The sequence below is a fragment of the Bacteroides sp. genome (genome assembly GCA_036351255.1).
Lineage (GTDB): Bacteria > Bacteroidota > Bacteroidia > Bacteroidales > UBA7960 > UBA7960.
In genome coordinates this window covers 1-22,411 of the sequence record JAZBOS010000158.1, presented here as the reverse complement: position 1 = coordinate 22,411, position 22,411 = coordinate 1, and the positions used below count along the sequence as shown (strand labels likewise).

Genomic DNA, 22,411 nt, shown 5'->3' with positions numbered 1-22,411 from the left:
TTATTTTCTTAAATTTGTTTATCAGGTAATTTTTCTAGTTTTATGGTAAAAGAAAAAACCAGAAAGTCACCAAAAGGAAAAGCACTTTCTTCAGAAAAAAAGGATCTTGTGATTCATAACGATGATTTCAATACCTTTGATTTCGTCATTAAAACGCTGATCGAGGTTTGTCATCACGAGCCGGAGCAGGCTGAGCAATGCACGCTTATCATTCATTACAAAGGAAAGTGTGTGGTCAGGAGTGCTGATTATCAGACGCTGGAGCCGATGTATCGCGAAATTTTGAACCGTGGAATAACCGCAACTATTGAGTAGAATGATTAAATTGTATAATATCCGGGGGGCCTCTTTCCTATCGTTGACACTTGTTATTTTCCTGGTTTTGGGATCCTGTTCTTCGGTTCCTATTACAGGTCGCCGGCAAATGAGTTTTGTGCCTGAAGGGATGCTGGTAAATATGGCCCTGACCAATTATCAGGAGTTCATGACCGCAAATCCGCCGTTACCATCATCAGATCAACGGGTCCAAGCCGTAAGGCGGGTGGGAGGAAGAATCTCACAGGCTGTCAACCAATATTTGACTGAAAACGGTGAGTCTGACAGGATTCAGAATTTTCAATGGGAGTTCAATGCTGTGCAGGATGAGTTGGTCAATGCTTGGGCGATGCCAGGTGGAAAGATCATGTTTTATTCAGGAATTTTTCCTGTGACCCAGAACGATGAAGGGATTGCCGTGGTAATGGCCCATGAAATTGCTCATGCAGTAGCCCGACATGGCAATGAACGAATGAGTCAGCAACTTTTACTGACCCTTGGAGCGGTGAGTCTGGATGTGGCCTTGCGGGATAAGCCAGAAGTCACCCGCAATATCTTCCTTATGACCTATGGGGTGGGCGGACAACTTGGAACCCTTGCCTATAGTCGTAAGCATGAGTATGAGGCTGATAAGCTTGGAATGATCTTTATGGCGATGGCTGGATATAACCCCGCCACCACCGTAACTTTTTGGGAGCGAATGCAAGCCTCTGCAAGTGGTGGTGAACCACCCCAGTTTTTAAGCACTCATCCTAGTAGTTCTTCCAGGATAAAGGCTGCCCGGGATTTTGTCCCTGAAGCGATGCGTTATTATTCACCTCAATAATTTTTAAGATGTCGTGGTTAGTCATTCTCGGTTTGATTCTCGTAGGAGTCATTTTTCTCCTGCTTGAGATCCTTGTGGTTCCCGGTACCACCATTGTTGGGTTGATCGGTGCGGGTATGGTCATTGGCGCTGTTGTGACGGCTTTCAGTACCTTTGGCGTTCAGGCCGGGGTGCTAACCCTGGCCGGAAGTTTGGTGATCAGTGTGCTGGCCATTGTGCTGGCCCTGAAGTCGAACACCTGGCGAAAAGCCATGCTCAACACGGAAATTAATGGCCGCGTTAATGTTGTTGAACCCGATAAGATCGTCGTGGGAGATGAGGGCGTTTCCATTACCCGCCTGAACCCGATGGGAAAGGCCTTGATAAAAGATGAGTTTTACGAGGTTACCTCAAAAGATAACCTGATCAATGAGAATACCCCCCTTGTGGTGGTTAAAGTAGATGGAAATAAAATTATTGTTAAACCAAAACCATAATTCAACATGGACAACACTGCCGTAGTTATTGTAGTTGCCCTGGTCAGCATACTTGGCCTGTGGCTGATTTTTTACTTCATTCCAGTAGGTCTCTGGTTCTCAGCCCTTGTCTCAGGGGTTCGGATCAGCCTGCTTCAATTGGTGCTGATGCGCTGGAGGAAAATTCCCCCGGCTGTCATTGTCAATAACCTCATTAGTGCCACCAAGGCTGGGCTAAAGCTTAACCGGGATGACCTGGAAGCTCACTTCCTGGCAGGGGGACGGGTGAAGGCTGTTGTAAATGCCCTGATCAGCGCCGACAAAGCTAACATCCCTCTTGACTTTAAGACGGCTACCGCCATTGACCTTGCGGGTCGTGATGTGCTTGAGGCCGTACAGATGTCTGTTAAGCCCAAGGTAATCAACACGCCCCCTGTTGCTGCAGTGGCCAAGGATGGTATCCAGCTGATCGCCAAAGCTAGGGTTACCTTGCGTGCCAACATCAAACAATTGGTTGGTGGTGCCGGTGAAGAAACGATTCTGGCTCGCGTAGGCGAGGGTATCGTAACCTCCATTGGATCGGCGAATAATCATAAGCAAGTTCTGGAGAATCCTGACAGCATCTCCAAGGTAGTGCTGGCTAAAGGGCTTGACTCAGGGACGGCCTATGAAATCCTTTCAATCGATATTGCCGACATTGATGTGGGTAAAAATATTGGTGCTATGCTTCAGATTGACCAAGCCAATGCTGATAAGAACATTGCTCAGGCAAAGGCAGAAGAGCGGCGTGCCATGGCTGTAGCTCTGGAGCAGGAGATGAAAGCCAAGGCCCAGGAAGCACGTGCCAAGGTGATTGAAGCTGAGGCTGAAATTCCTAAAGCCATTTCCGATGCATTCCGCAGCGGAAATCTTGGCATTATGGATTATTACCGTATGGAAAACATCAAAGCCGATACCACCATGCGCGACCAGATCGCAAAACCAGGTAGCGGAACCAGTAAAGGGAAAGGCGGAGAAACGCCGCTGAAGTAATCTTTTTCTGGATGAAAAGAAAGAAGCTGGCATATTTTTTGTGCCAGCTTTTTTGTTAGTCGGAGAAGGCTAAAAGGGGGATTTCGCTGTGATAGGCAAATTTCTTGGTAAGGCTACGGTGAAACAAGCGTTCGAAAATTTGTCTCTTACGGTTTACCAATGCTATCATTCCCACCCCCTGGTCGTTCAGGAAATTATTAAGGGCTTCCTGCACATTCTCGTGCTGGAGCATTACAAACTCCATATTTGGGTAGGGATTTTGTTCCCTGGTTTTCTCTTCAAACCAGTCGAACATCTGGTTTTCTTCCAATGAACCCTCGTCCGTCTTGACATGAACCACACTGACTTTTGCATTCAACTTTCCTGCCATTTGCGTCAGGACTTCCATGGAGGCAAAGTCGGCTTCGGTAAAATCGGTAGCAAAGGCAATGTGGTTTATGGGTTTGTATGGTACCTTCTCAGGAATGGCGAGTACAGTAGTTTTTCCTGAGCTGATCACATCCCAGGTTGTGGTAGCAATAAAGAAATCACCCTTTGATGCGCTTCCGCGGGTTCCCATAACGATCAGGTCCATGTTGTTTTCAGCAGCATAGTCGTTGATGCCATCGCTGACAAAATCACTGCGCTGAGCAATGGTGCAACCGTGGGGGTGGTGCCCGTGACAGATGTTGTCGCGGAAGGCCTGAAGACGTTTTTCGTTTTCCTGTTCGATCTGTTGCACTTCATCCAATGAAAGGGTTTTCCCGGGGAAACCCGGAGAATATAAAGGCGGGTAAACCGAGGCAGGCGGAAGGCTATATATATGCAAAATCGTTACGTGGGCTTCAAAGAGCCTTGAGAATTCCACAGCATAATAACCAGCATTTTCAGCATGCTCGGAGAAATCGGTGGGAACAAGGATTTTTCTCATGGCGGATGGGTTTTACTTATGGAAATAAGGTTCAAGGCCTGAAAATGTAATTTCCTATTAGCAAATATAGTGAATAAACGCTTCTTTTTCAAAAATCAGGATGTTAAACAAACTTCCTTTGTAAAGGCGTCAAGGCTTATTGTTTGCAGCTTTTTTACTGTTATCTTTGTGTTTGGCGTTTCACTTTAAATGAAAATTAATTTTGGGCCTTCGTTTCATACAGGATTATCCCGCGTGGTTCATATTGCTTTGCTTGCTTGCTGGCATTCTTTTTGCGGTCATTTTATATTATCGCAATCGTTCTTCAGAATTCTCCGGTAAAGTGCTGATTGGTCTTTCCCTTTTACGTTTTCTCGCTGTCAGCCTCCTTGCCTTTTTGCTGCTTTCCCCCCTGCTGCAGCGGATGAATCGTTATGTGGAAGACCCGCTTGTTATTTTCCTTCAGGACAACAGCCGTTCGCTTATTTCGGGAAAAGATTCAGTGTATTTCAGAAGCGGCTATATCCAGGAACGTAGGGGTGCCCTTGATCAACTGGAGGGACGCTTTGATGTCAGACATTTTCATTTTGGAGAAATGATGCGCGAGGGGGATTCTACTGATTACAACGACCGGATTACAGATATCTCTGCAGCATTTGAGGAATTGGGCAACCTTTTCAGCAACCGGAATGTGGGGGCGGTAATTCTTGCATCCGATGGGATTTTTAACCGGGGGAGCAATCCGGTATTCTTCTCTGAGCAGTCCCCGTATCCTATATACACCATGGCTCTGGGGGATACCATTCCACGACGTGATCTTATCCTCAAGCGTATTAACCATAACCGGTTGACCTACCTGGGAAATCAGTTCCCCGTGGAAGTGGAAGTAGAGGCTCAGCAACTGGCAGGCAAAACGACCCGCCTTACAGTTAGCAAGGAGGGGGTAACACTTTTCTCCAAGAACCTGACTTTTAACAGCGACTTGTATCTGGAGACCATCCTCCTGGAACTGGAAGCAGAAAGCCCCGGAGTTCAGAGATATTCTTTAGAATTATCACCTGTTGAGGGTGAAATCAGTTTGACCAATAATGTTCAGGATTTCTTTATTGAGGTAATTGACAGCAGGCAAAAGGTTTTGATTCTTTCCAATAGCTCTCACCCCGATATTGGTGCAATAAGAATGGCACTGGAGGAAAGTGATAATTATGAAATATCTTCCTTTCTGGTTGATGAGTTTGACGGTGTTCCTGAAGCATACAACCTGATCATTTTTCATCAACTGCCTTCACAAAAAAATCCTGTCCGTGAGATACTACAGCGTTTGGAAAGTCAGGGTATTCCAAGTCTCTTTGTGATTGGCGCGCAAACGCATTTCCCATCATTTAATCAATTGAGAACCGGACTGACAATTACTCCAAGATCAGGAGAGTTCTCAGAAGCATTGCCAATCCTTAACAAAAACTTTCCTCTGTTTTCGGTGGGGGAGGACCTTACATCATGGATAGGTCAGTTGCCACCTCTGAATACTCCATTTGCCTCCTATCAGGTTGGTTCGGGTGTAAACGTCATGTTTTTTCAAAAGATAGGGACGGTGGAGACTGAACAGCCTTTAGTTCTTTTTTCAGAGAATGGGGAAAGAAAAAACGGAGTGATTACAGGAGAGGGGATTTGGCGTTGGCGCATACGCACATTTGCGCAAATGAATTCGCATAATACTTTTGATGCGTTCCTCTGGCGAACCGTCCAATATCTTTCACTTAAGGAAGACAAGAATTTTTTCAGGGTCACGAACGATCATTTTTATTATGAAACGGATCCTGTTGTTTTTGAAGCAGAGCTTTATAATCCCAGCTATGAACTGGTCAATGAACCTTCCGTTGAGGTTACAATCACCAATGAGGAGGACGTTGATTTTCGTTATGAAATGGGGAGGACATCACAAGCCTATCGTTTAGATGCAGGGACTTTCCCCCCGGGGGATTATTTCTACCAGGTAAGGACTCGTTATGCGGGTGAACCGCATGAGGTGTCAGGGCAATTCAGCGTTTCGGCGCTCAATATTGAAGGGTTGAAGCATGTTGCTGACCATAATACCCTCTTTCAGATTGCAGAAAACACAGGAGGGGAAATGTTTTATCCGGGTCAATGGGATCTGCTTGAAGAGGCCATTTTGTCACGCGAGGATATCCTTCCGGTCATGTACTCCCAAAAAGAGTTTCACGAATTGATCAACCTCAGGATTGTTTTTGCCATCCTTTTGCTTTTGCTGGCTGTTGAATGGTTTACCAGAAAGTGGAACGGCAGTTTTTAAAGAATTTTTAAACCTTTTTTATGGGTAATACACTGTTAATCATTATTCTGGTAATTCTGCTACTTGACTTTTCACTGGAAAGAATCCTTGATTACCTGAATGCCTCAAGATGGAGTAATGTCCTGCCTGAAACCTTAAAAGGTATTTATGATGAGGAAAAATATCGTAAATCTCAGGACTATGCGAGGGTAAATATGCGGTTTGGTATTTTAACCAGCACATTTTCATTAATACTTTTGTTTGGGGTTCTGCTTGCAGGTGGTTTTGGCTGGCTTGATCAAACGGTAAGGCAGTGGACCGAAAACCCTATTTTGATGGCCATGATCTTTTTTGCCATTATTGCTTTGGTATCAGATCTGATTTCAACTCCTTTTGACATTTATGATACGTTTGTAATTGAAGAGCGATTTGGCTTCAACAAAACCACCCCTGGTACCTATATCCTGGATAAATTTAAGGGGTATTTGCTCGCCTTTATTATCGGAGGTGCACTGATAGCCATTTTTGTTTGGTTTTATCAGGTTGCAGGATCACTGTTTTGGTTTTATGCATGGCTATTTTTAACCGCCTTTTCGGTCTTTATGATGATGTTTTACAGTTCCCTTATTGTTCCCCTTTTCAATAAGCAGACGCCACTTGAGGAGGGGGAGCTAAGGGATGCCATTGAAGCTTTTGCAACAAAGGTGGATTTTAAGTTGGATGACATTTTTGTTATTGATGGTTCAAAACGGAGCTCAAAGGCCAATGCTTATTTCAGTGGGTTAGGCTCCCGAAAACGGATTGTGCTTTTCGATACGCTGATAAATGACCATAGCATTGAAGAGCTGGTGGCCGTTTTGGCACACGAGGTGGGGCATTATAAAAAGAAACACACGTTAAAAGGGATGGTGCTCTCTGTTATTTCCTCGGGTGTTATGCTTTTTCTTTTGGGCTTTTTTATTAACCGGCCCGAACTTTCCTTTGCCCTTGGCGGAGATGAGGCCAGTTTTCATTTGGGGATCCTGGCTTTTGGTTTGTTGTATACCCCGGTAAGCCTTTTTCTTGGGATGTTCAGTAACCATTATAGCCGTAAATATGAGTTTGAGGCCGATGCTTTTGCTGCAAGGAATTATGCATCGGAGCCTCTTCAGGAAGCCCTAAAGAAACTTTCAGTGAATAACCTGAGCAACCTTCGCCCTCATCCGGCTTATGTTTTCTTTCATTATTCACACCCGCCTTTGTTGGAAAGGCTGGAGCACCTGAAAAAATTTGAGACCTTATGATGTTTACAAATATCCCTCTTGCTGAGAAGTTGCGACCGGCAAGTCTTGATGATTACCTTGGTCAAAAGCATTTGGTGGGTGAAGGGGCTGTGCTCAGAAAAACCATTGATTCAGGCAACATCCCTTCTATGATCCTATGGGGCCCACCGGGGGTTGGCAAGACTACCCTGGCTTCCCTCATATCTAAGCACCTTTCCCGACCTTTTTTTACCCTTAGCGCCATCAATTCCGGAGTAAAGGATGTACGTGCAGTGATTGAAAATGCAAGGCAATCAGGGGGCAATTCTATTCTGTTTATTGATGAAATACACCGTTTTAGCAAGTCACAGCAGGACAGCTTACTGGGTGCAGTGGAGAAAGGTATTATTGTCCTGATTGGCGCAACTACCGAAAATCCCTCTTTTGAAGTGATTTCGCCCCTTCTGTCACGGTGCCAGGTTTATATCCTGAAAGACCTTGAGAAAACGGATCTGCTTCAGTTGCTGGAAAAGGGAAGGCAGTTTCTGGAACAAGAATCGGGAAAAAAGATCCAATTGGAGGAGACGGAAGCTATTTTACGGATTTCGGGAGGGGATGCCCGCAAATTGCTTAATGCGCTGGAGTTAACGGTAGGTTCAGAAGGTGGGGATCAGGTCAGGATTACCAACAATTCTGTCCTGTCGGTGATTCAGCAGAATTTAGCTATTTACGACAAGGGAGGAGAAATGCATTACGACGTTATCTCAGCCTTCATTAAATCGATCAGGGGGAGTGATCCCAACGCGGCGGTTTATTACCTGGCTCGTATGATTGAAGGGGGAGAAGACCCCAAATTCATTGCACGTAGGATGATCATTCTGGCTTCGGAAGATATTGGAAACGCCAACCCCAATGCCCTTCTGCTGGCCACCAGTTGTTTTCAGGCAGTCACTATGATCGGAATGCCGGAAAGCAGGATCATCCTTTCGCAAACAGCTACTTACCTGGCTTCATCGGCAAAAAGCAATGCAGCCTATTTGGCCATTGGGAAAGCCCAGGAAATGGTAAGAAAGGTTGGAGACCTCCCAGTGCCTATTGCTTTAAGAAACACGCCAACGAAGCTAATGAAAGAAATAGGGTATGGGCAGGGATATCAATATGCCCATGATTTTGAACAGAATTTTGCCGATATGGAATTCCTGCCTGATAAAATCAAGGGCACCAAGTTTTATGACCCAGGCAATAATCCGAGGGAGAATGAGATGCGTTCAAGGTTAAGGGCCCTTTGGAAAAAGAAATATGGGTATTAGAAGCAAAAGGGAATGGGCCTTTTCCCTTTATGAATGATCTTCGCCTCGCTTAAAAATAGTCTTTAATTATGATGAATAACAGGGAGTTGTTTTATCGTTTTTTAGGTCAAACCTCCTCATTCCCTTTGGGAATTGAAATTGAGCGTGCTGAAGGAGTCTATATGTACGGGCCGGAAGGGAAATCATATCTTGACCTGATCAGTGGAATTTCTGTAAGCAGCATCGGCCACAGGCATCCCAGGGTTGTTCAGGCCATTAAGGAGCAGGTTGACCATTATATGCATTTGATGGTTTATGGGGAGTTTGTGCAGTCGCCCCAGGTAAAACTGGCGGAATTATTGGTCAGGCACCTTCCTGAAAACCTGGACAATGTTTTTCTTGTGAACTCTGGAAGCGAAGCGGTTGAGGGCGCCCTGAAACTGGCCAAACGTTACACCGGGCGGACTGAAGTAATAAGTTTCAGTAATGCTTACCATGGGAGTACACAGGGTTCCCTCAGCGTGATGGGAAACGAAAGAATGAAAAAGTCGTTCAGGCCGCTGATTCCTGATGTCAGGATACTAAAATATAATCATATTCAGGCGCTGGAAGAAATATCCGATCGCTCTGCTTGCGTTATTGTCGAGACCATCCAGGGGGAAGGCGGAGCTGTAGTTCCCTCAGAGGCTTTTATGAAAGCATTGAGGAAACGTTGCCATGAAACCGGGGCCTTGCTAATTCTTGATGAGATACAGGCAGGTCTGGGCAGGACTGGGAAGCTTTGGGCATTTGAATACTTTGGGATTGTTCCCGATATCCTTTTGCTGGCGAAAGGTCTGGGTGGGGGAATGCCCATTGGAGCGTTTATTTCCTCTTCAGAGATCATGAGGAGCCTTACCTATTCTCCTGTTCTTGGTCATATCACCACCTTTGGCGGTAATGCAGTATGTGCTGCTGCTGCTTTGGCAACGCTTGAAGTCATTACAGAAAATAAGCTTTGGGAAGGTGTGGAGGTAAAAGAAAAGCTTTTTCGTGCAAATTTAAAACACCCTTCCATCAGGGGTATTCATGGAAAAGGGCTTATGCTTGCACTTGAATTTGATTCATTTGAGAAAAACAAGGAGGTTATTGACCGTTGCCTTGATATGGGGGTGCTGACCGACTGGTTTCTTTTTGCAGAGCATTGCCTGAGGATAGCACCGCCCTTGACCATCAATGAGAAGCAGATACATGAGGCATGTGAGGTTATCCTGAAAGCCCTGAAATAATTTTTTTGTTTTACCTTGATTTCTGCATAACTTTAACCATTGAGTTCTCGTTCCTAAACCAAACGATAAGCCATGGATGAGCAATTGCTTACCCTTTTTGAAACCATGCCTCTTCAAAGCCTTCCAGTGACAGGTTTTTTCCAGAACTATCCGCTTGAGAAGGTTTACCGTGATGGCGACTTTTTGCTTTTATGCGGAACAAGCGATTACCAGTGGGCATATCTTTGCGGTGATAATCCTGAAGGCCTGCTGGGTGTACTTGAGCAGTTTAATTATGCTACTTTGTATTTTGCAAATGTGGAGGATTGGATGCTTCCCGCCATTACACAAATGCACCGCATTGACTGGAAGCTAACTACGCACCGATATTATCTACTGGAAGACAAGCACATTGAGCCACCGCTTCAGGAATTCCGAAAACTTGACCCCTCGATGGCCAAATATATTTTTGAGCGATCGGCCTATAAGGACTTTACTTCGGAAGGCTATATCCGTGACCGGCTCGAAAAAGATATCTCAATTGGAATATGGCAGGATCAAGAATTGGTGGGATGGGGACTTACCCATGATGATGCAAGCCTTGGCTTTCTGAATGTGTTGCCCGCATGGCAGGGAAAAGGCCTCGGAGAGAGTATCTTGAGAGCCTTGATTCTAAAGAAAAGAGAAAGGAGCCTTCCGATCTTTGTTAACATTGAGCCCCATAATATCCAGTCAATCAACTTAATCAAGAAACTTGGTTTTTCCTTCGACAGGCAGGTTTCCTGGCTAAAGATTACTTAAAGCGTCCTAAAGTTCAGTTTTTCCTTCTTTTTCCTGTTTGTCCAGCTCATCCTGAAGTTCATCCATCACATATCCTTCGGCTTTTGGGACTCCCATGCGGTGGGCAACTCGTCCAATCATATGCGTGCCAATGGGTGCGGTAAAGATCACAAAGATCACCACCATTAAGGACTCGATGGCTACGATCCATTGGGGATGCCATAACACAACAGCCAGCAACATCAGGATGGCACCAAGGGAAGCTGCTTTGGTAATGGCGTGCATACGCATATAAACATCCTGGAGCTTAACAACCCCAATGGCAGCGATGAGCATAAACAATGATCCGGCGATCAGCAACAGCGAAACGATCCATTCCATCATTATTCAATCCTCCTTTTCAGATATTTTGCAAAAGCAATGTTCCCCATAAAGACCAGCAGGGCTATGACAACCGCAACATTCAGGTATACCGTTTGCCCGGTAAGCATAATGTAGGTAAGAATTAAACCGATCACAAGGGAGGCGATTAAATCCATTACTACCATCCGGTCGGGCAGGGTGGGGCCGGTCAGCAGGCGATAGAGTCCGGCAAAAAGAGATATCGTCAGGCTGGCAAAACTCAGATTTACCGCAAACATTAAAATGGGATGTCCTTCCAGGCTCATAAGATGTAGGTTTTATTCAAAGATTTTTTGAATGCGTCTCTCAAGCTGCTGTTTGGTCTTACGAATAAATTCCTCCTTATCGTAAAGGTACATAACGTGTATGTATATCTTTTTTTTATCGGGGGTCATATCCAGGGTGAGGCTTCCAGGGGTCATGGAGATCAGGTTAGCCAGGGAGATGATGGCGGTTTCCGACTTCAGGTCGACGGGAACTTCCACAATGCCGGGTTTCATGTAGTCTTTTGGGGTGATGATATCCCATGCCACAAAAAGACTGGATATCACCAGTTCCTTCAGGTAGTAAACCAAAAAGACCAGGATTCTTCCCAAACGTAAAAAGAAATTCAAAATGCTTCTCATAACTATCCCTTTTATTTTCCTAATACAGCATTAATGTATAAATCGGGAAACACCACCTGCCGGGCCGCTTCTACTGTAATTTCAGAAACAGGTCCCGCAAATAAACCCAGCAAAACGACCGCAATGGCCATCATAGTGGTAGCGGCAATGGCTCTCCGGCTAACCTTCCCTTTTTTGACCTCTTCAGGTTCTTTCTTCCAGTAGGCCTCATTCCAAATTTTCACCATTGAGAAAAGGGTAAACAGGCCAACGAGGATGGCAACGCCTGTAATAAAATAATCACCGGCTTCAAATCCCCCTTTGATCAGGAAAAATTTCCCAAAAAAGCCGGGAAGGGGAGGGATTCCGGCCAGGGACATGGCTGGAATAAAAAACAGCAGGGCAAGCAATGGACTTGCCTTGTAAAGGCCTCCCAAATGTTTCAGGTCATAACTCCCGGAACGCTGGTAGACCAGTCCGCCTGCCAAAAAGGTGTTGGTCTTTGAAAGCATATTGTGGACCATAAAGTAGATGGCTCCGGCGATCCCTCCAACGGTAAAAAGACCAAGGCCCATCACCATATAGCCAACCTGGCTGATGATGTGGAATGAAAGAATTTTCCGGATGTCGAATTGTGATGCAGCCATCAATACCCCTATGGTCATGGTAAGGCCTGCGATTACAAGGATAAAGGTTTTCCAGAACAGCGTGTTATCCACAATAAAAAGGCTGTAAAAGCGAAACATGGTATAAATACCAACCTTGGTGAGTGTTCCGGCAAACAAGGCTGTAATCGGTATGGGTGGCGTGTGGTAGGAAGCCGGTAACCAGAAAAAGAAGGGGAAAAGGGCGGACTTCACACTAAATGCTATGAAAAACAGCATTAAAGCACCATCCAGATAAGGGATGTCACCCATGGTCCTCAGCTTGAATGCCAGGTCAGCCATGTTGAGTGTCCCGGTCAGGCCGTAAAGGATGCCTATCGCTGCCACGAAAAAGACGGAGGCAATAAAGTTGATGGTCACATACTTAATGCTGCCCCTAAGCTGCTCAGCGGATCCCCCGAGGGCAATCAACACAAAACTGGAGGTGAGCATCACCTCATACCACACATATAGGTTAAAGATATCCCCGGTGATGAATGCGCCATTGACCCCCATGAGCAATCCAAAGGAAATCGGGTAATAACCTGCACTTTGTCGGCCCTTGTCAATAAACCCGGGCGAATAGATCATGATAACAATGGCAATAAAAGAAACGGTAATTAGCATGATGGCCGAAAGCAGATCGACCACCAGGGTAATCCCGTAAGGCGCAATCCAGGAACCCACCTGCAGCGTTGCGATTCCGTTTTGCTCGACGTCAATAAGCAAGATAACGGATACCAAAATGAGGATAACTGAGGCCAAAAGGCTGAAATGCTGCTGAAAAGCAAGCCACCGCCGGGTGAAGATCAGCACCACCATGAAAAACAGCGGGAGGATGATGGGTAAAACCAGTATCATAGGTTATTCGTTTTCTGAGAGTTCGTCAAGATCCACTGTTTTGGTTACACTGTAAAAGCGATAAACCAGTACCAGGGCAAAAGCGGTAACACCAAGGCTGATAACAATCGCAGTTAAAATCAGTGCCTGTGGCAGGGGGTCAGCCATATTTTCCACTTCTCCCGGCAAATCCCGCAAAAAGGATGGAAACCCACGTGTCAGACCGCCTGCAACAAACAACAGGAGGTTTGTGGCGTGTCCCAGGAAAATAAGCCCAAGCACCAGTTTAAAAATATTTCTTCGCAACAGCAGGTAAATTGCTGCTCCGTATAATACCCCGATCAGTATGGCAAACAAAAATAGCATCTTTATTCCTCCATGATTGAAAACATAACCAGCGTAAGCATGCCGGCAACGGTAAAATAAACGCCAAGGTCAAACAACAAAGGGGTTCCCAGTTTCAGCTCAAAAGTGGAGCCTGAAAAAAATGTGGCCCACTCTCCGGTCATAAACAGGTGCCCCTCTATCAGGGCAGGCAAGCCTGAAACCAGGGCAAGCAATAACCCAATACCTGTCAATGCTACCGGGCTTATACGGATCCTTTTCTGGGTTTCCTGCACCCCAAACCCCATGGCATAGAGAATAAATGCTGCGCCCAGCATCAATCCCCCGATAAAACCTCCACCGGGTTCATTGTGCCCACGGTAAAGCACTACCAGTGAGAGAATCACCAGCAATGGACGCATGTGGCGGGCGGCTATCTGAAGTATGACTGATTCCATGTCAGACCTTAATTTTTTTGGTTAATTTAATCATGGAGAAAATGCCCAGTGCAGCTACAGCCAATACGGTAATTTCTCCCAGGGTATCAAAAGCCCTGAAGTCTACCAGGATTACATTGACGATATTTCTTCCGTAAGCTTCCGTATAACTTGATTCCTTAAAGAAATCAGAAATGGGTTCCTGGACCACTGAGGTGCCAGCCTGTAATACGAGAACCATCATAAAACTGCCAACCAGCGTTGCGATCAGGGCATCACGCATCCGGGCCCCTGTTCCCGAATACTTGACATATTTGGGAAGATGAAACAGCACCGCCATGGCCAGGATGACCATAAGGGTTTCGACAAGGATCATGGTAATGGCCAAATCAACTCCACTGTAGGCAATAAAGATGATGGTGATTCCAAACCCAATCACACTCATGGCTATTAAGGCTACAACTCTGGAGTGCGAAGCAACAGCTGAAATGGTTGCAGCTATGATCAGTGCCACAACGGCTACCAGGTTGAGGGGCATGTCCTTGAAATCCAGGGTCAGAATCACAGGATCTCCGTTCCAGATTTGAATCCAAACCAACAGGGAAGCCACAACAAAAACCGTCATCAGGTAAAACCGGTGATATCCATGCTGAATGGCTTTCGTCTGTTCTTTGGTATAATACAGAAAATGGTCGATCATTTGAAAGAAGATCCTGGAAAACTCCCTTTCGAAATACTTTAAGTTGATCTTTTCGGCAAAGGAAATTAATCTCAAGCGGTATCTGTAAGCCAGGACGCCAAGGGCGATGGTCAGGGCACTTAAGCCCAAAACAAGATTGAATCCATGCCAAAGTTTCAGCTTTATGGCAGCCATTCCTGGACTAATGGCCATGATGGCCTGTGAGGTAAGGGGGTTGGCCATGGTTTTTGGAAACAACCCAAGAAACAAACTGATGAGGACAAGGAAAAAAGGCCCAAGAATGAGGGCCAAAGAAGGCTCTTTCGGCTTTTTCTCATAAGCAGGTTCTTTGCCCCAGAAAATGTCCAGCGTAAGACGCATGGACAGGAATACCATAATCACGTTGGTCAGGAAACCTGCAATAAGGATAAACCAATGGGCGCTGGGAGCATTGGCCTTGGCTTCATAGATCAACTCTTTGCCAATAAAGCCCAGCATGGGAGGGATGCCGGCCATGGATACCAATGCCAATATCATAACCACTGCGGCAAATGGCATGTATTTAAAAAGCCCTCCTAATTTATTGATATCACGGGTCCCTGTTTTTTTCTCAATATTCCCAGCCATCATAAACAGCGTGCCTTTATAAAGGGCATGAACAAGAAGAAAAACGATGGCAGCGTTAATGGCATATTCTGTTCCTGTGCCTATAAGCAATACCAGTGATCCAAGCGCACTTACCGTGGAGTAGGCAAGGATTCTCTTGAGGTCGGTTTGGGTGATGCTAAGCCAGGCCCCTACAAACATCGTGGTAACCCCGAAAATACTTAGCAGGTAATGCCATTCCTGGGTGCCACCGAGAATGGGGTTAAGACGTGCCAGCAAAAAGACACCGGCCTTTACCATGGTGGCTGAGTGCAGATAAGCGCTGACCGGCGAGGGAGCAGCCATGGCTCCTGGTAGCCAGAAATGAAAGGGGAATTGAGCCGACTTTGTAAATGCTCCGGCCAGGATAAGGAGTAATGCAGGAAGGTAAAGGTTGCTTGATTTGATTGCTTCAGGATTGCTCAACAAAGTGGTAAGCTCGTAATTACCATAGGGAATGCCTAACAGAACAAAACCTCCGAGTAAGGCCAGCCCCCCAAAACCGGTGATAAGCAATGCCTGCAATGCCGCAGCCCTGGCCTCTGGCTTTTCGTGGTTATACCCGATTAACAGGTATGAAGAAACACTGGTCAGCTCCCAGAAAACAAATAAGGTGATTAAATTTCCGGAAACCACCAGGCCCACCATTGAAGCCATGAAAAGAACCAGATACCCCATAAAACGTCCTTTCATGGGATAAGTCTTCATGTAATATCCGGCATAAATTAAAATAAATGCACCAATGCCAAGCACGAGCAGGCTGAACAAAACACTCAGGCCATCAATATAAAAGGAGAAGTCAATACCATATGCCGGAAGCCAATTATACCTTTGGATGAATACTTCTCCCTGGTTAATTTCGGGCAGCAGGCCCAGGAACCACAAGAAACTTGCAAAAGGAATGATGGCAAACACCCATCCCGCAGCCTTACCGAGGTAACGACGGGTAAAAGGGGCCAGGGCTGAAAGTATTAGAAGTGCGAGGAGTAAGGTCCCTATATTCATTGGCAAAGAATTAATTTTCCCCGATGGTTTTAATGTTCAAAAAAATCCGATTCCGCTGACAACGCTGAATAATGTATTGCTAACACCTGTCTTTTAAAATTTGTTTACCAAGTTACCAAAAAAATCATTGGCTTGAAATTGAATTATAAGGGACTTTTTTGACTTTTTTAGTTTGTCAAATTGTCGCCCACATCTTTTGAAAAGCGTCATTTTGTCGGTAATAAGTCCTGTTCTTTGGGGTGTCATTCCCTTGGCATGCTGTTTGAGACCTTTTCTTTGAAAACAAAAAAATATTGTTTCACCATTAAAATAAAGGAGGATCAAGCTATGTTACCGATGTTAAGACGAAGCAGAGTAAATGTTCCCAGCCTCATTGATGAGTTTTTTGGCCGGGATTTGATGCAGAACTTCTTCGAAGACCAGACCGGTATCAGCATGCCAGCCGTTAATGTGGTGGAATCCAATGATAACTTCCGCATTGAAGTGGCTGCTCCCGGACTGGAGAAGAAAGACTTTAAGATTGACCTGGACAACAATTTGCTGACCATTTCCTCGGAAAAGGAAGAAAGCAGCGAAAGCCAGGAAGAAGGAAATTACATGCGCAGGGAGTTTAGCTACTCAAGTTTCAGGCGCTCGTTCAGCCTGCCAAACTCGGTGGATGCTGAAAAAATCCAGGCCAACCACAAAGACGGGATTCTGAGCATCACCCTTCCCAAGAAGGAGGAAGCTAAACAAAAACCGCCCAAGCAGATTTCTATTTCTTAAGGCGATTTACAAAAACCGGGGCCAAGCCCCGGTTTTTTTTATTTTTCAATAATCTCAAATTCAGTCCGGCGGTTGAGTTGACGTCCTTCCGGCGTATCATTGGTGGCTACAGGACGGGTAAAGCCATAACCCTTAAAAGTAAGTCTTTCCCCTTCAACACCCCTGTCAGTCAAAAATTCAACCACTGCACGGGCACGGTCTTCCGACAACTTCTGATTCATATTGGCTGATCCAACATTATCGGTATGCCCCGAGATTTCAATTTTTAATTTTGGATTATCTGCAAGGAGTTTATACAGTACGCCAAGCTCGGCATAGGATTCAGGCCGCAGGTTTGAACTGCCTGTATCAAAGAAAATGTTCCTTAAAACAATCGTTGTTCCGACTTCTACCCGCTTCAGACGGATGTCGTTAATGATTTCGGTAAAAACATTCGTTTCCTTAATGTTGATATTCTCGGAGTGGAAAAGATAGTCCTTTGCCTGCACGGAGATCCCAAAGTTTTTACCACCCGGGAGTGAGATAAAATATGCCCCGGTTTCGGGATTGGTGGCAAAGGTGGCAAGCAGGTCTTCCTCTTCATTATCGTACAATTCAATATTGGCAAGCAGCGGTTCGCCTGTCTCATCGTCCAGAACCCTTCCCCGCAAAAGGGTCATGGGCGGGATGGCCGGAGCGCTCTGATCAAGGAAAACGGAAAAGTCGGGTCTTGCCTTGCTTGCAATAGGCTCTGTTTTCATTTGGTTGATCAGGGGTTTCTCTGGTCCCATAAATGTGACTGAATAAATATCGCTGGCACCAACGCCGCCTGATCGAAGGGATGAAAAATAAGCAGTCTCTCCATCCCCTGTCGGTCTGAAGAACAAGTCATTTGCAGGGGTGTTGATGGGGTAGCCAAGGTTGACCGGGGTGTTCCAGTGTCCGTTTTCAAACGAAGTGCTGAAGATGTCAAAACCGCCCATTGAGTTGTGACCCATTGAGCTAAAATATAAAGTTTGCTCATCCGGGGTCAGATACAGGCCTTCTTCGTCATATTCTGAATTAACTGCGGGACCCAGGTTCACAGGCTCCTGCCAGCGGTCGCGATGGTCCTTCGAGGTATACCAGATATCCTTGCCGCCATATCCTCCCGGACGGTCACTGATAAAATACAACTCCCTCCCATCCGTAGAGAGTGATGCGCTGGTTTCCTGGTGCCGTGAATTGATCCCATTGCGCATTCTCGAAGGTTTACTCCATCGGTCCTTTTTATATTCAGCAAGATAAAGGTCACCGCCCTTATTGCCATTGTAAACGATCATGGTAAGTCCATCGTGCGAAATGGCAGCCACGGCACTGTGGTTTTTCCTGTTGAGGGTTTTGCCTGCATGACCTGTCAGTTGCCATTGTCCATCAAACTTTTCGGCAACTAATATGTTTTCAAAATATTTATAATCAATGCGATCCAGGCTGGCATTATGCTCAAGGGGCCTGCGGGAGGTAAAGTACATCTGTTCAGCACCTGGCAATAATTTTGGACTGTAGTCATCATATGCTGAGTTAATACCCTCTCCCAGGTTGTCAACAAAAACCCTGACAGGCTCGGCTACCAGGGCCATGGCATTTTGGCATTCGGCTATCCGGCGTTCAATGAGTTGCCTTCGAATGGATAACTCTTCTGGCGTGAGGTTTTGGCGGAAACGGGCAAAATGCTCAATGGCTTTTGAAAACTCCATATTCAGATGATAAGCCTCCCCCAGGAAAAAATAAACTTCCGGATCGGGGTGCCCCAGTGCGAGGGCTTTCTCGAGGAATGCTGTCGCTTCAGGATATTTGTTAGTCATGAGAATGGCCTGCCCAATGAGGTAATTAAGTTTACCGTTATCCGGGTTGAATGCGTGGGCTTTTAATAGGTAATCGATCGATTCAAGCGTTCGTCCGCCACCCTGGTAAAAAAGCTTTTCGCCGGTTTTAAGATTCTTCTGAGCCTCCTTTAAACCTTTAGGGTCATTGGGGAAGGCCGCCCGTTCGAATTCAACATTCTGGCCCAGCAAGCCCAGGGGAACTGCCATCAGGACCACCAATAACAAAGACTGTAGTTGAAACATTCGTGATATTTTCATGACATTCGGGTTTTCCATTTTATTTCAAAAAACGCTCTGAAATACTTAAGCCAAGTTCCAGTGCCTTTTCCCAATCCTGACGTGCTCCTTCCTTATCACGCATCATTTCCCTGAGTACCCCCCGGTTCTGATAGGCTTCTGCATAGTTGGGGTCCAGGGCAATGGCCTGGTTAAAATCTGTCAACGCCCCTTCAAAATCATTCAGCTTGTATTTGGCGTTTCCCCTGTTATTGAAAGCTTCTGCAAAAACAGGGTTAAGTTCCAGGGCCTTGTTGTAGTCTGTGATGGCTTCAGCATATTGCTCAAGGTTAAAACGTGCAATGCCCCGGTTGTTGTAAGCCATGGCATAGGAGGGCTGCAGACGGATGGCCGTGGTGAAATATTCAAGCGCATCCTGGTATTGCTGCATTTCATTGCCCAGGCAACCTATGTTGTTAAAACCGAAATACATGGAAGGGTCTAAAAGGAGGGCCTGCTGGTAATCGGCCAGGGCTTCCGGCAGGTTCCCCAGCCGCTGGTGGCTGCTCCCCCGGTCATTCCACGCAGCCGCAAAGTCAGGCTTTAGCTCAATGGCTTTTGTCAGGTCCCTGGCAGCTCTTGCATATTCATCCTGCTCAAACCAGACAATGCCACGGTAGTACCATCCCAGGTATTGATCAGCATTAAGCCGGATACCCTGGTCAAAACTCTTTATGGCCTCGGCATATTTCTTCATGGCCCCCAATACCTGGCCCCTGGCAATATAGGCCAGGGCCATCTCGGGTGAAAGTTCCAGCGCCTCATCAAAGTCTTTTAGTGCACCATTAAAATCAAACTGGCTTTGTTTTACAACGCCCCGGTTGTAAAAAGCCTGGGCATATTCAGGGAATAGCTCTGTTGCCTTGTCAAACTGCTTCAGGGCCTGATCGGGTTTGTTTTGCTTAAACAATTGGATGCCTTCATTAAAATACCGCTCGGCCTCTAAAGCACTGTGGTTCCCGATCCTGATCGTATCCGAAGGGCTCCCGGCTGATAGCTTGACCAGCAAAAATAGGAGCAGGGAAAGAAAGAGATATCGTCTGTTCATAATTTGAAAGGTTTTTTCAAGGGGCAAGTTAATGAAAATTATGCAAGCCTGTATATATAGATTAACGATTTTAGAGGTCAAAAATCAATAAATTTGCATCCGAACCTTTATGCTCTGCCAATGTACCTGACCAGGCATGTTTTATTACAATATATCTTCCGCAAGCCTTTTGGCATCCATTCGCCTTTTCTGTATGACTTTGCCTGTCGATGTCTTTATGCCCGTGACCGGCTGCCTGATTTCGACCTGATTGAAAATCTTCGCCATACATTGCTTCAGGATCAAACAATCCTTGATATTACCGATTTTGGCAGGGGGACGGGCAGGCATAAGCGCAGGGAAGGTGATGCCCCGCTTCTGTATAAACGGAAAATTAGCAGCATTGCCCGGCATTCTCTTCAAAGCCCTGCCATGTGCCGCTTGCTTTATCGAACCGTTCAGTATTTTTCACCCGATCATATCCTTGAACTGGGCACTTCATTGGGCATCTCCACTGCCTACCTGGCAAAAGCCGCTCCCAAAGCACGCATCATAACGCTGGAAGGTTGTGAGCAAACCGCTGACAGAGCCCGGTCACTGTTTCGAAAAACCAAGCTTCATAACATTGAAGTCATTACCGGCGATTTTAAACAAACCCTCGGTGAGGCCCTTCAGAAATTACAGAAAGTCGGCCTGGTTTACCTCGATGGCGATCATTCCTATTCAGGGGTGATGAACAATTTCTGCAAGATTATCGAACATCTTGATGAGAATAGCGTTTTAATCCTCGACGATATTCGCTGGTCGAAGGGCATGAAAAAGGCCTGGCTGGAAATTGCAGGACATCACAAAACCACGCTTGCAGTCGATTTATTCAGCCTGGGTATCGTGTTTTTTAACCCTTCCCTGAGTAAACAAATTATTCCCGTAGGTTATTGATTTTTTCTAACTTTGACCTTTGTCACCGAATTAACTGTTTCCATGAAAGAAGAACTGATCAGGCTTGAGGAGTTAACCAAATACTATAAGGTAGGGACTGAAGTAGTGAAAGCCCTCAGGGGTATTACCACTTCCATTTACCGCAATGAATATGTGGCATTGATGGGGCCCTCCGGATCGGGCAAATCTACCCTGATGAACATCCTGGGTTGCCTCGATACCCCTACCAGTGGCAGCTATTTCCTCAATGGCAAAGACGTCAGTAAACTTGTGGATAACGAACTGGCTGAGATTCGCAACCGTGAGATCGGTTTTGTTTTCCAGACTTTCAACCTGCTTCCCCGCAGCACGGCCCTTGACAACGTGGCACTGCCTCTTATTTATGCAGGACAGAACAAGATTCTGCGACGGGAACGTGCCCTCCAGGTGCTTGATCAGGTTGGACTTTCTGACCGCACACATCATAAGCCCAATGAGCTCTCAGGAGGACAGCGCCAAAGAGTAGCCGTGGCCAGGGCTTTGGTTAATAACCCCAGTATCATCCTGGCCGATGAGCCTACCGGTAACCTCGACACCAAGACTTCCACCGAGATCATGGAACTGCTCGAACAGATCCATGAAGCGGGCAATACCATTATCCTGGTTACAGACGAAGAGGATATTGCCCTTCACGCCCATCGCATCATCCGCCTGCGAGACGGACTTATTGAAAGCGACGCCACCAACCCGAATATCGTCAGGGTGAACCCGGCTACCCAGGCTGCCGGTTAAGAAAGAATATTGTATGAATGAAAGAGTGGAAAATATACACCAAGACTGGCGATAAAGGACAGACCTCCCTCTTGGGTGGGAAAAGAGTACCCAAATACCACCAGCGTATCGAGACCTATGGCACCATTGACGAGCTGAACTCCTTTGTTGGCTTGTTGCGTGACCAGGAAATAGACAGCCATTACCAGGACATCCTGTTCGAGATTCAGGACCGGCTTTTCACTGCTGAATCCCTTATCGCTGCCGACGAGGGCAGTGAAGCCTTTCAATTGCCCTCCCTCTCTGAGGACGACATCACCCTGCTGGAGAAAGAGATCGACCAGATGAACGAAGCCCTGCCTCCCCTCACCAATTTTATCCTTCCCGGAGGACATTCAATCATTTCCCTGGCCCACGTCTGCCGCACCGTTTGTCGTCGTGCCGAACGCCACATGATCCATTTGGCCGCCAACCATCCCGTGGATGAACTGATCATCCGCTATTTTAACCGCCTCTCCGACTATTTCTTTGTCCTGGCACGTAAACTGGCAAAAGACCTTGACATCCCCGACCAGGTGTGGAAAGCGAGGAAGTGAGAAAAGAGAGGTGAGAGATGAGAGATGAGAGGTGAGAGGTGAGAGATGAGAAGTGAGAGGATGTGATAATGAAATAGCATGGAGCTTGGAGCATGGGGCATGGGGTTAAACCGCATAGCGGTGACCGTATGGTAGAAGAAGCCAGCCCCCCTGTCCCGCTAAGCCGCTTAGCGGCGACCGCATGGCAGCTTTATTTCCTGAAAAATTTGTGGACCAGAAAAAGAGGTGAGAGGGGAGAGATGAGAAGTGAGAGGATGTGATAATGAAAT

Annotated in this window: 23 protein-coding genes; 13 read left to right on the top strand and 10 right to left on the bottom strand. The window is 46.2% G+C overall.

From position 1 onward, the window contains the following. Nucleotides 1-108 precede the first annotated feature (108 nt). The 4 genes from V2I46_14740 to floA all read left to right on the top strand — a co-directional run bounded on the left by V2I46_14740 (nt 109) and on the right by floA (nt 2,628). On the top strand, nt 109-315 hold the full coding sequence (locus V2I46_14740) for an ATP-dependent Clp protease adaptor ClpS (protein ID MEE4178759.1): 207 nt from the start codon (nt 109-111) through the stop codon (nt 313-315). Nucleotides 316-424: 109 nt separating this feature from the next. Next, nucleotides 425-1,141 carry a M48 family metallopeptidase gene (locus V2I46_14735; GenBank protein MEE4178758.1) on the top strand — a complete coding sequence of 239 codons (717 nt, stop codon included), beginning with the start codon at nt 425-427 and terminating at the stop codon, nt 1,139-1,141. An 8-nt stretch (nt 1,142-1,149) separates the two neighbouring features. Then, a complete protein-coding gene (locus V2I46_14730; protein ID MEE4178757.1) occupies nt 1,150-1,617 on the top strand; it encodes an NfeD family protein in 468 nt (155 codons plus the stop codon). A 6-nt stretch (nt 1,618-1,623) separates the two neighbouring features. Next, nucleotides 1,624-2,628 carry a flotillin-like protein FloA gene (floA, locus tag V2I46_14725; protein MEE4178756.1) on the top strand — a complete coding sequence of 335 codons (1,005 nt, stop codon included), beginning with the start codon at nt 1,624-1,626 and terminating at the stop codon, nt 2,626-2,628. A 55-nt stretch (nt 2,629-2,683) separates the two neighbouring features. On the opposite strand, the gene V2I46_14720 is transcribed toward floA, so the two are convergent. After that, nucleotides 2,684-3,538, bottom strand: a complete 855-nt coding sequence (locus V2I46_14720; GenBank protein MEE4178755.1) for a universal stress protein — start codon at nt 3,536-3,538, stop codon at nt 2,684-2,686. A 202-nt stretch (nt 3,539-3,740) separates the two neighbouring features. Between V2I46_14720 and V2I46_14715 the strand changes: the two genes are divergently transcribed. The 5 genes from V2I46_14715 to V2I46_14695 all read left to right on the top strand — a co-directional run bounded on the left by V2I46_14715 (nt 3,741) and on the right by V2I46_14695 (nt 10,385). Beyond that, the gene (locus V2I46_14715) at nt 3,741-5,828 is read left to right on the top strand and encodes a hypothetical protein (protein ID MEE4178754.1); all 2,088 of its coding nucleotides are present in this window, start codon (nt 3,741-3,743) and stop codon (nt 5,826-5,828) included. 20 nt (nt 5,829-5,848) lie between these two features. Continuing rightward, complete coding sequence (locus tag V2I46_14710; GenBank protein ID MEE4178753.1) at nt 5,849-7,090, top strand: M48 family metallopeptidase; 1,242 nt, start codon at nt 5,849-5,851, stop codon at nt 7,088-7,090. Next, a complete protein-coding gene (locus tag V2I46_14705) occupies nt 7,090-8,358 on the top strand; it encodes a replication-associated recombination protein A (GenBank protein ID MEE4178752.1) in 1,269 nt (422 codons plus the stop codon). Before V2I46_14710 ends, V2I46_14705 begins: the two co-directional genes overlap by 1 nt. Before the next feature lie 68 nt (nt 8,359-8,426). Next, complete coding sequence (locus V2I46_14700; protein ID MEE4178751.1) at nt 8,427-9,605, top strand: aspartate aminotransferase family protein; 1,179 nt, start codon at nt 8,427-8,429, stop codon at nt 9,603-9,605. Between the two features lie 72 nt (nt 9,606-9,677). Then, on the top strand, nt 9,678-10,385 hold the full coding sequence (locus tag V2I46_14695) for a GNAT family N-acetyltransferase (GenBank protein MEE4178750.1): 708 nt from the start codon (nt 9,678-9,680) through the stop codon (nt 10,383-10,385). A 6-nt stretch (nt 10,386-10,391) separates the two neighbouring features. On the opposite strand, the gene mnhG is transcribed toward V2I46_14695, so the two are convergent. From mnhG to mbhE, 7 genes are read right to left on the bottom strand one after another with little or no spacing between them, the layout of a single operon-like run. Then, the gene (mnhG, locus tag V2I46_14690; GenBank protein ID MEE4178749.1) at nt 10,392-10,748 is read right to left on the bottom strand and encodes a monovalent cation/H(+) antiporter subunit G; all 357 of its coding nucleotides are present in this window, start codon (nt 10,746-10,748) and stop codon (nt 10,392-10,394) included. Beyond that, nucleotides 10,748-11,032, bottom strand: coding sequence for a monovalent cation/H+ antiporter complex subunit F (locus V2I46_14685; GenBank protein ID MEE4178748.1), 285 nt, complete (start codon nt 11,030-11,032; stop codon nt 10,748-10,750). The genes mnhG and V2I46_14685 overlap by 1 nt, the downstream gene beginning before the upstream one ends. A 12-nt stretch (nt 11,033-11,044) precedes the next feature. Beyond that, nucleotides 11,045-11,392 carry a Na+/H+ antiporter subunit E gene (locus V2I46_14680; GenBank protein MEE4178747.1) on the bottom strand — a complete coding sequence of 116 codons (348 nt, stop codon included), beginning with the start codon at nt 11,390-11,392 and terminating at the stop codon, nt 11,045-11,047. A gap of 11 nt (nt 11,393-11,403) precedes the next feature. Then, nucleotides 11,404-12,876, bottom strand: coding sequence for a proton-conducting transporter membrane subunit (locus V2I46_14675; GenBank protein MEE4178746.1), 1,473 nt, complete (start codon nt 12,874-12,876; stop codon nt 11,404-11,406). A 3-nt stretch (nt 12,877-12,879) separates the two neighbouring features. Next, entirely contained in the window at nt 12,880-13,221 is a 342-nt protein-coding gene (locus V2I46_14670) for an NADH-quinone oxidoreductase subunit K (GenBank protein ID MEE4178745.1), read from the bottom strand. Between the two features lie 2 nt (nt 13,222-13,223). Next, nucleotides 13,224-13,637, bottom strand: coding sequence for an MnhB domain-containing protein (locus V2I46_14665; protein MEE4178744.1), 414 nt, complete (start codon nt 13,635-13,637; stop codon nt 13,224-13,226). A 1-nt stretch (nt 13,638) separates the two neighbouring features. Continuing rightward, nucleotides 13,639-15,945, bottom strand: coding sequence for a hydrogen gas-evolving membrane-bound hydrogenase subunit E (gene mbhE / locus V2I46_14660; protein ID MEE4178743.1), 2,307 nt, complete (start codon nt 15,943-15,945; stop codon nt 13,639-13,641). A 336-nt stretch (nt 15,946-16,281) separates the two neighbouring features. Between mbhE and V2I46_14655 the strand changes: the two genes are divergently transcribed. Then, on the top strand, nt 16,282-16,710 hold the full coding sequence (locus V2I46_14655) for an Hsp20/alpha crystallin family protein (GenBank protein ID MEE4178742.1): 429 nt from the start codon (nt 16,282-16,284) through the stop codon (nt 16,708-16,710). A gap of 38 nt (nt 16,711-16,748) precedes the next feature. Here V2I46_14655 and V2I46_14650 read toward each other — a convergent pair whose 3' ends face one another. Next, on the bottom strand, nt 16,749-18,812 hold the full coding sequence (locus V2I46_14650; protein ID MEE4178741.1) for an OmpA family protein: 2,064 nt from the start codon (nt 18,810-18,812) through the stop codon (nt 16,749-16,751). Between the two features lie 19 nt (nt 18,813-18,831). After that, nucleotides 18,832-19,878 carry a tetratricopeptide repeat protein gene (locus V2I46_14645; protein ID MEE4178740.1) on the bottom strand — a complete coding sequence of 349 codons (1,047 nt, stop codon included), beginning with the start codon at nt 19,876-19,878 and terminating at the stop codon, nt 18,832-18,834. 93 nt (nt 19,879-19,971) lie between these two features. Here V2I46_14645 and V2I46_14640 point away from each other — a divergent pair, with 93 nt between their 5' ends. The 3 genes from V2I46_14640 to V2I46_14630 are packed head-to-tail and all read left to right on the top strand — an operon-like array spanning nt 19,972 to nt 22,142. Then, nucleotides 19,972-20,796 (top strand): class I SAM-dependent methyltransferase, encoded by an 825-nt coding sequence (locus V2I46_14640; protein MEE4178739.1) that lies wholly within the window; start codon nt 19,972-19,974, stop codon nt 20,794-20,796. A 42-nt stretch (nt 20,797-20,838) separates the two neighbouring features. Next, entirely contained in the window at nt 20,839-21,567 is a 729-nt protein-coding gene (locus tag V2I46_14635) for an ABC transporter ATP-binding protein (GenBank protein ID MEE4178738.1), read from the top strand. Between the two features lie 17 nt (nt 21,568-21,584). Then, nucleotides 21,585-22,142, top strand: coding sequence for a cob(I)yrinic acid a,c-diamide adenosyltransferase (locus V2I46_14630; protein ID MEE4178737.1), 558 nt, complete (start codon nt 21,585-21,587; stop codon nt 22,140-22,142). The last annotated feature ends 269 nt before the right edge of the window (nt 22,143-22,411 follow it).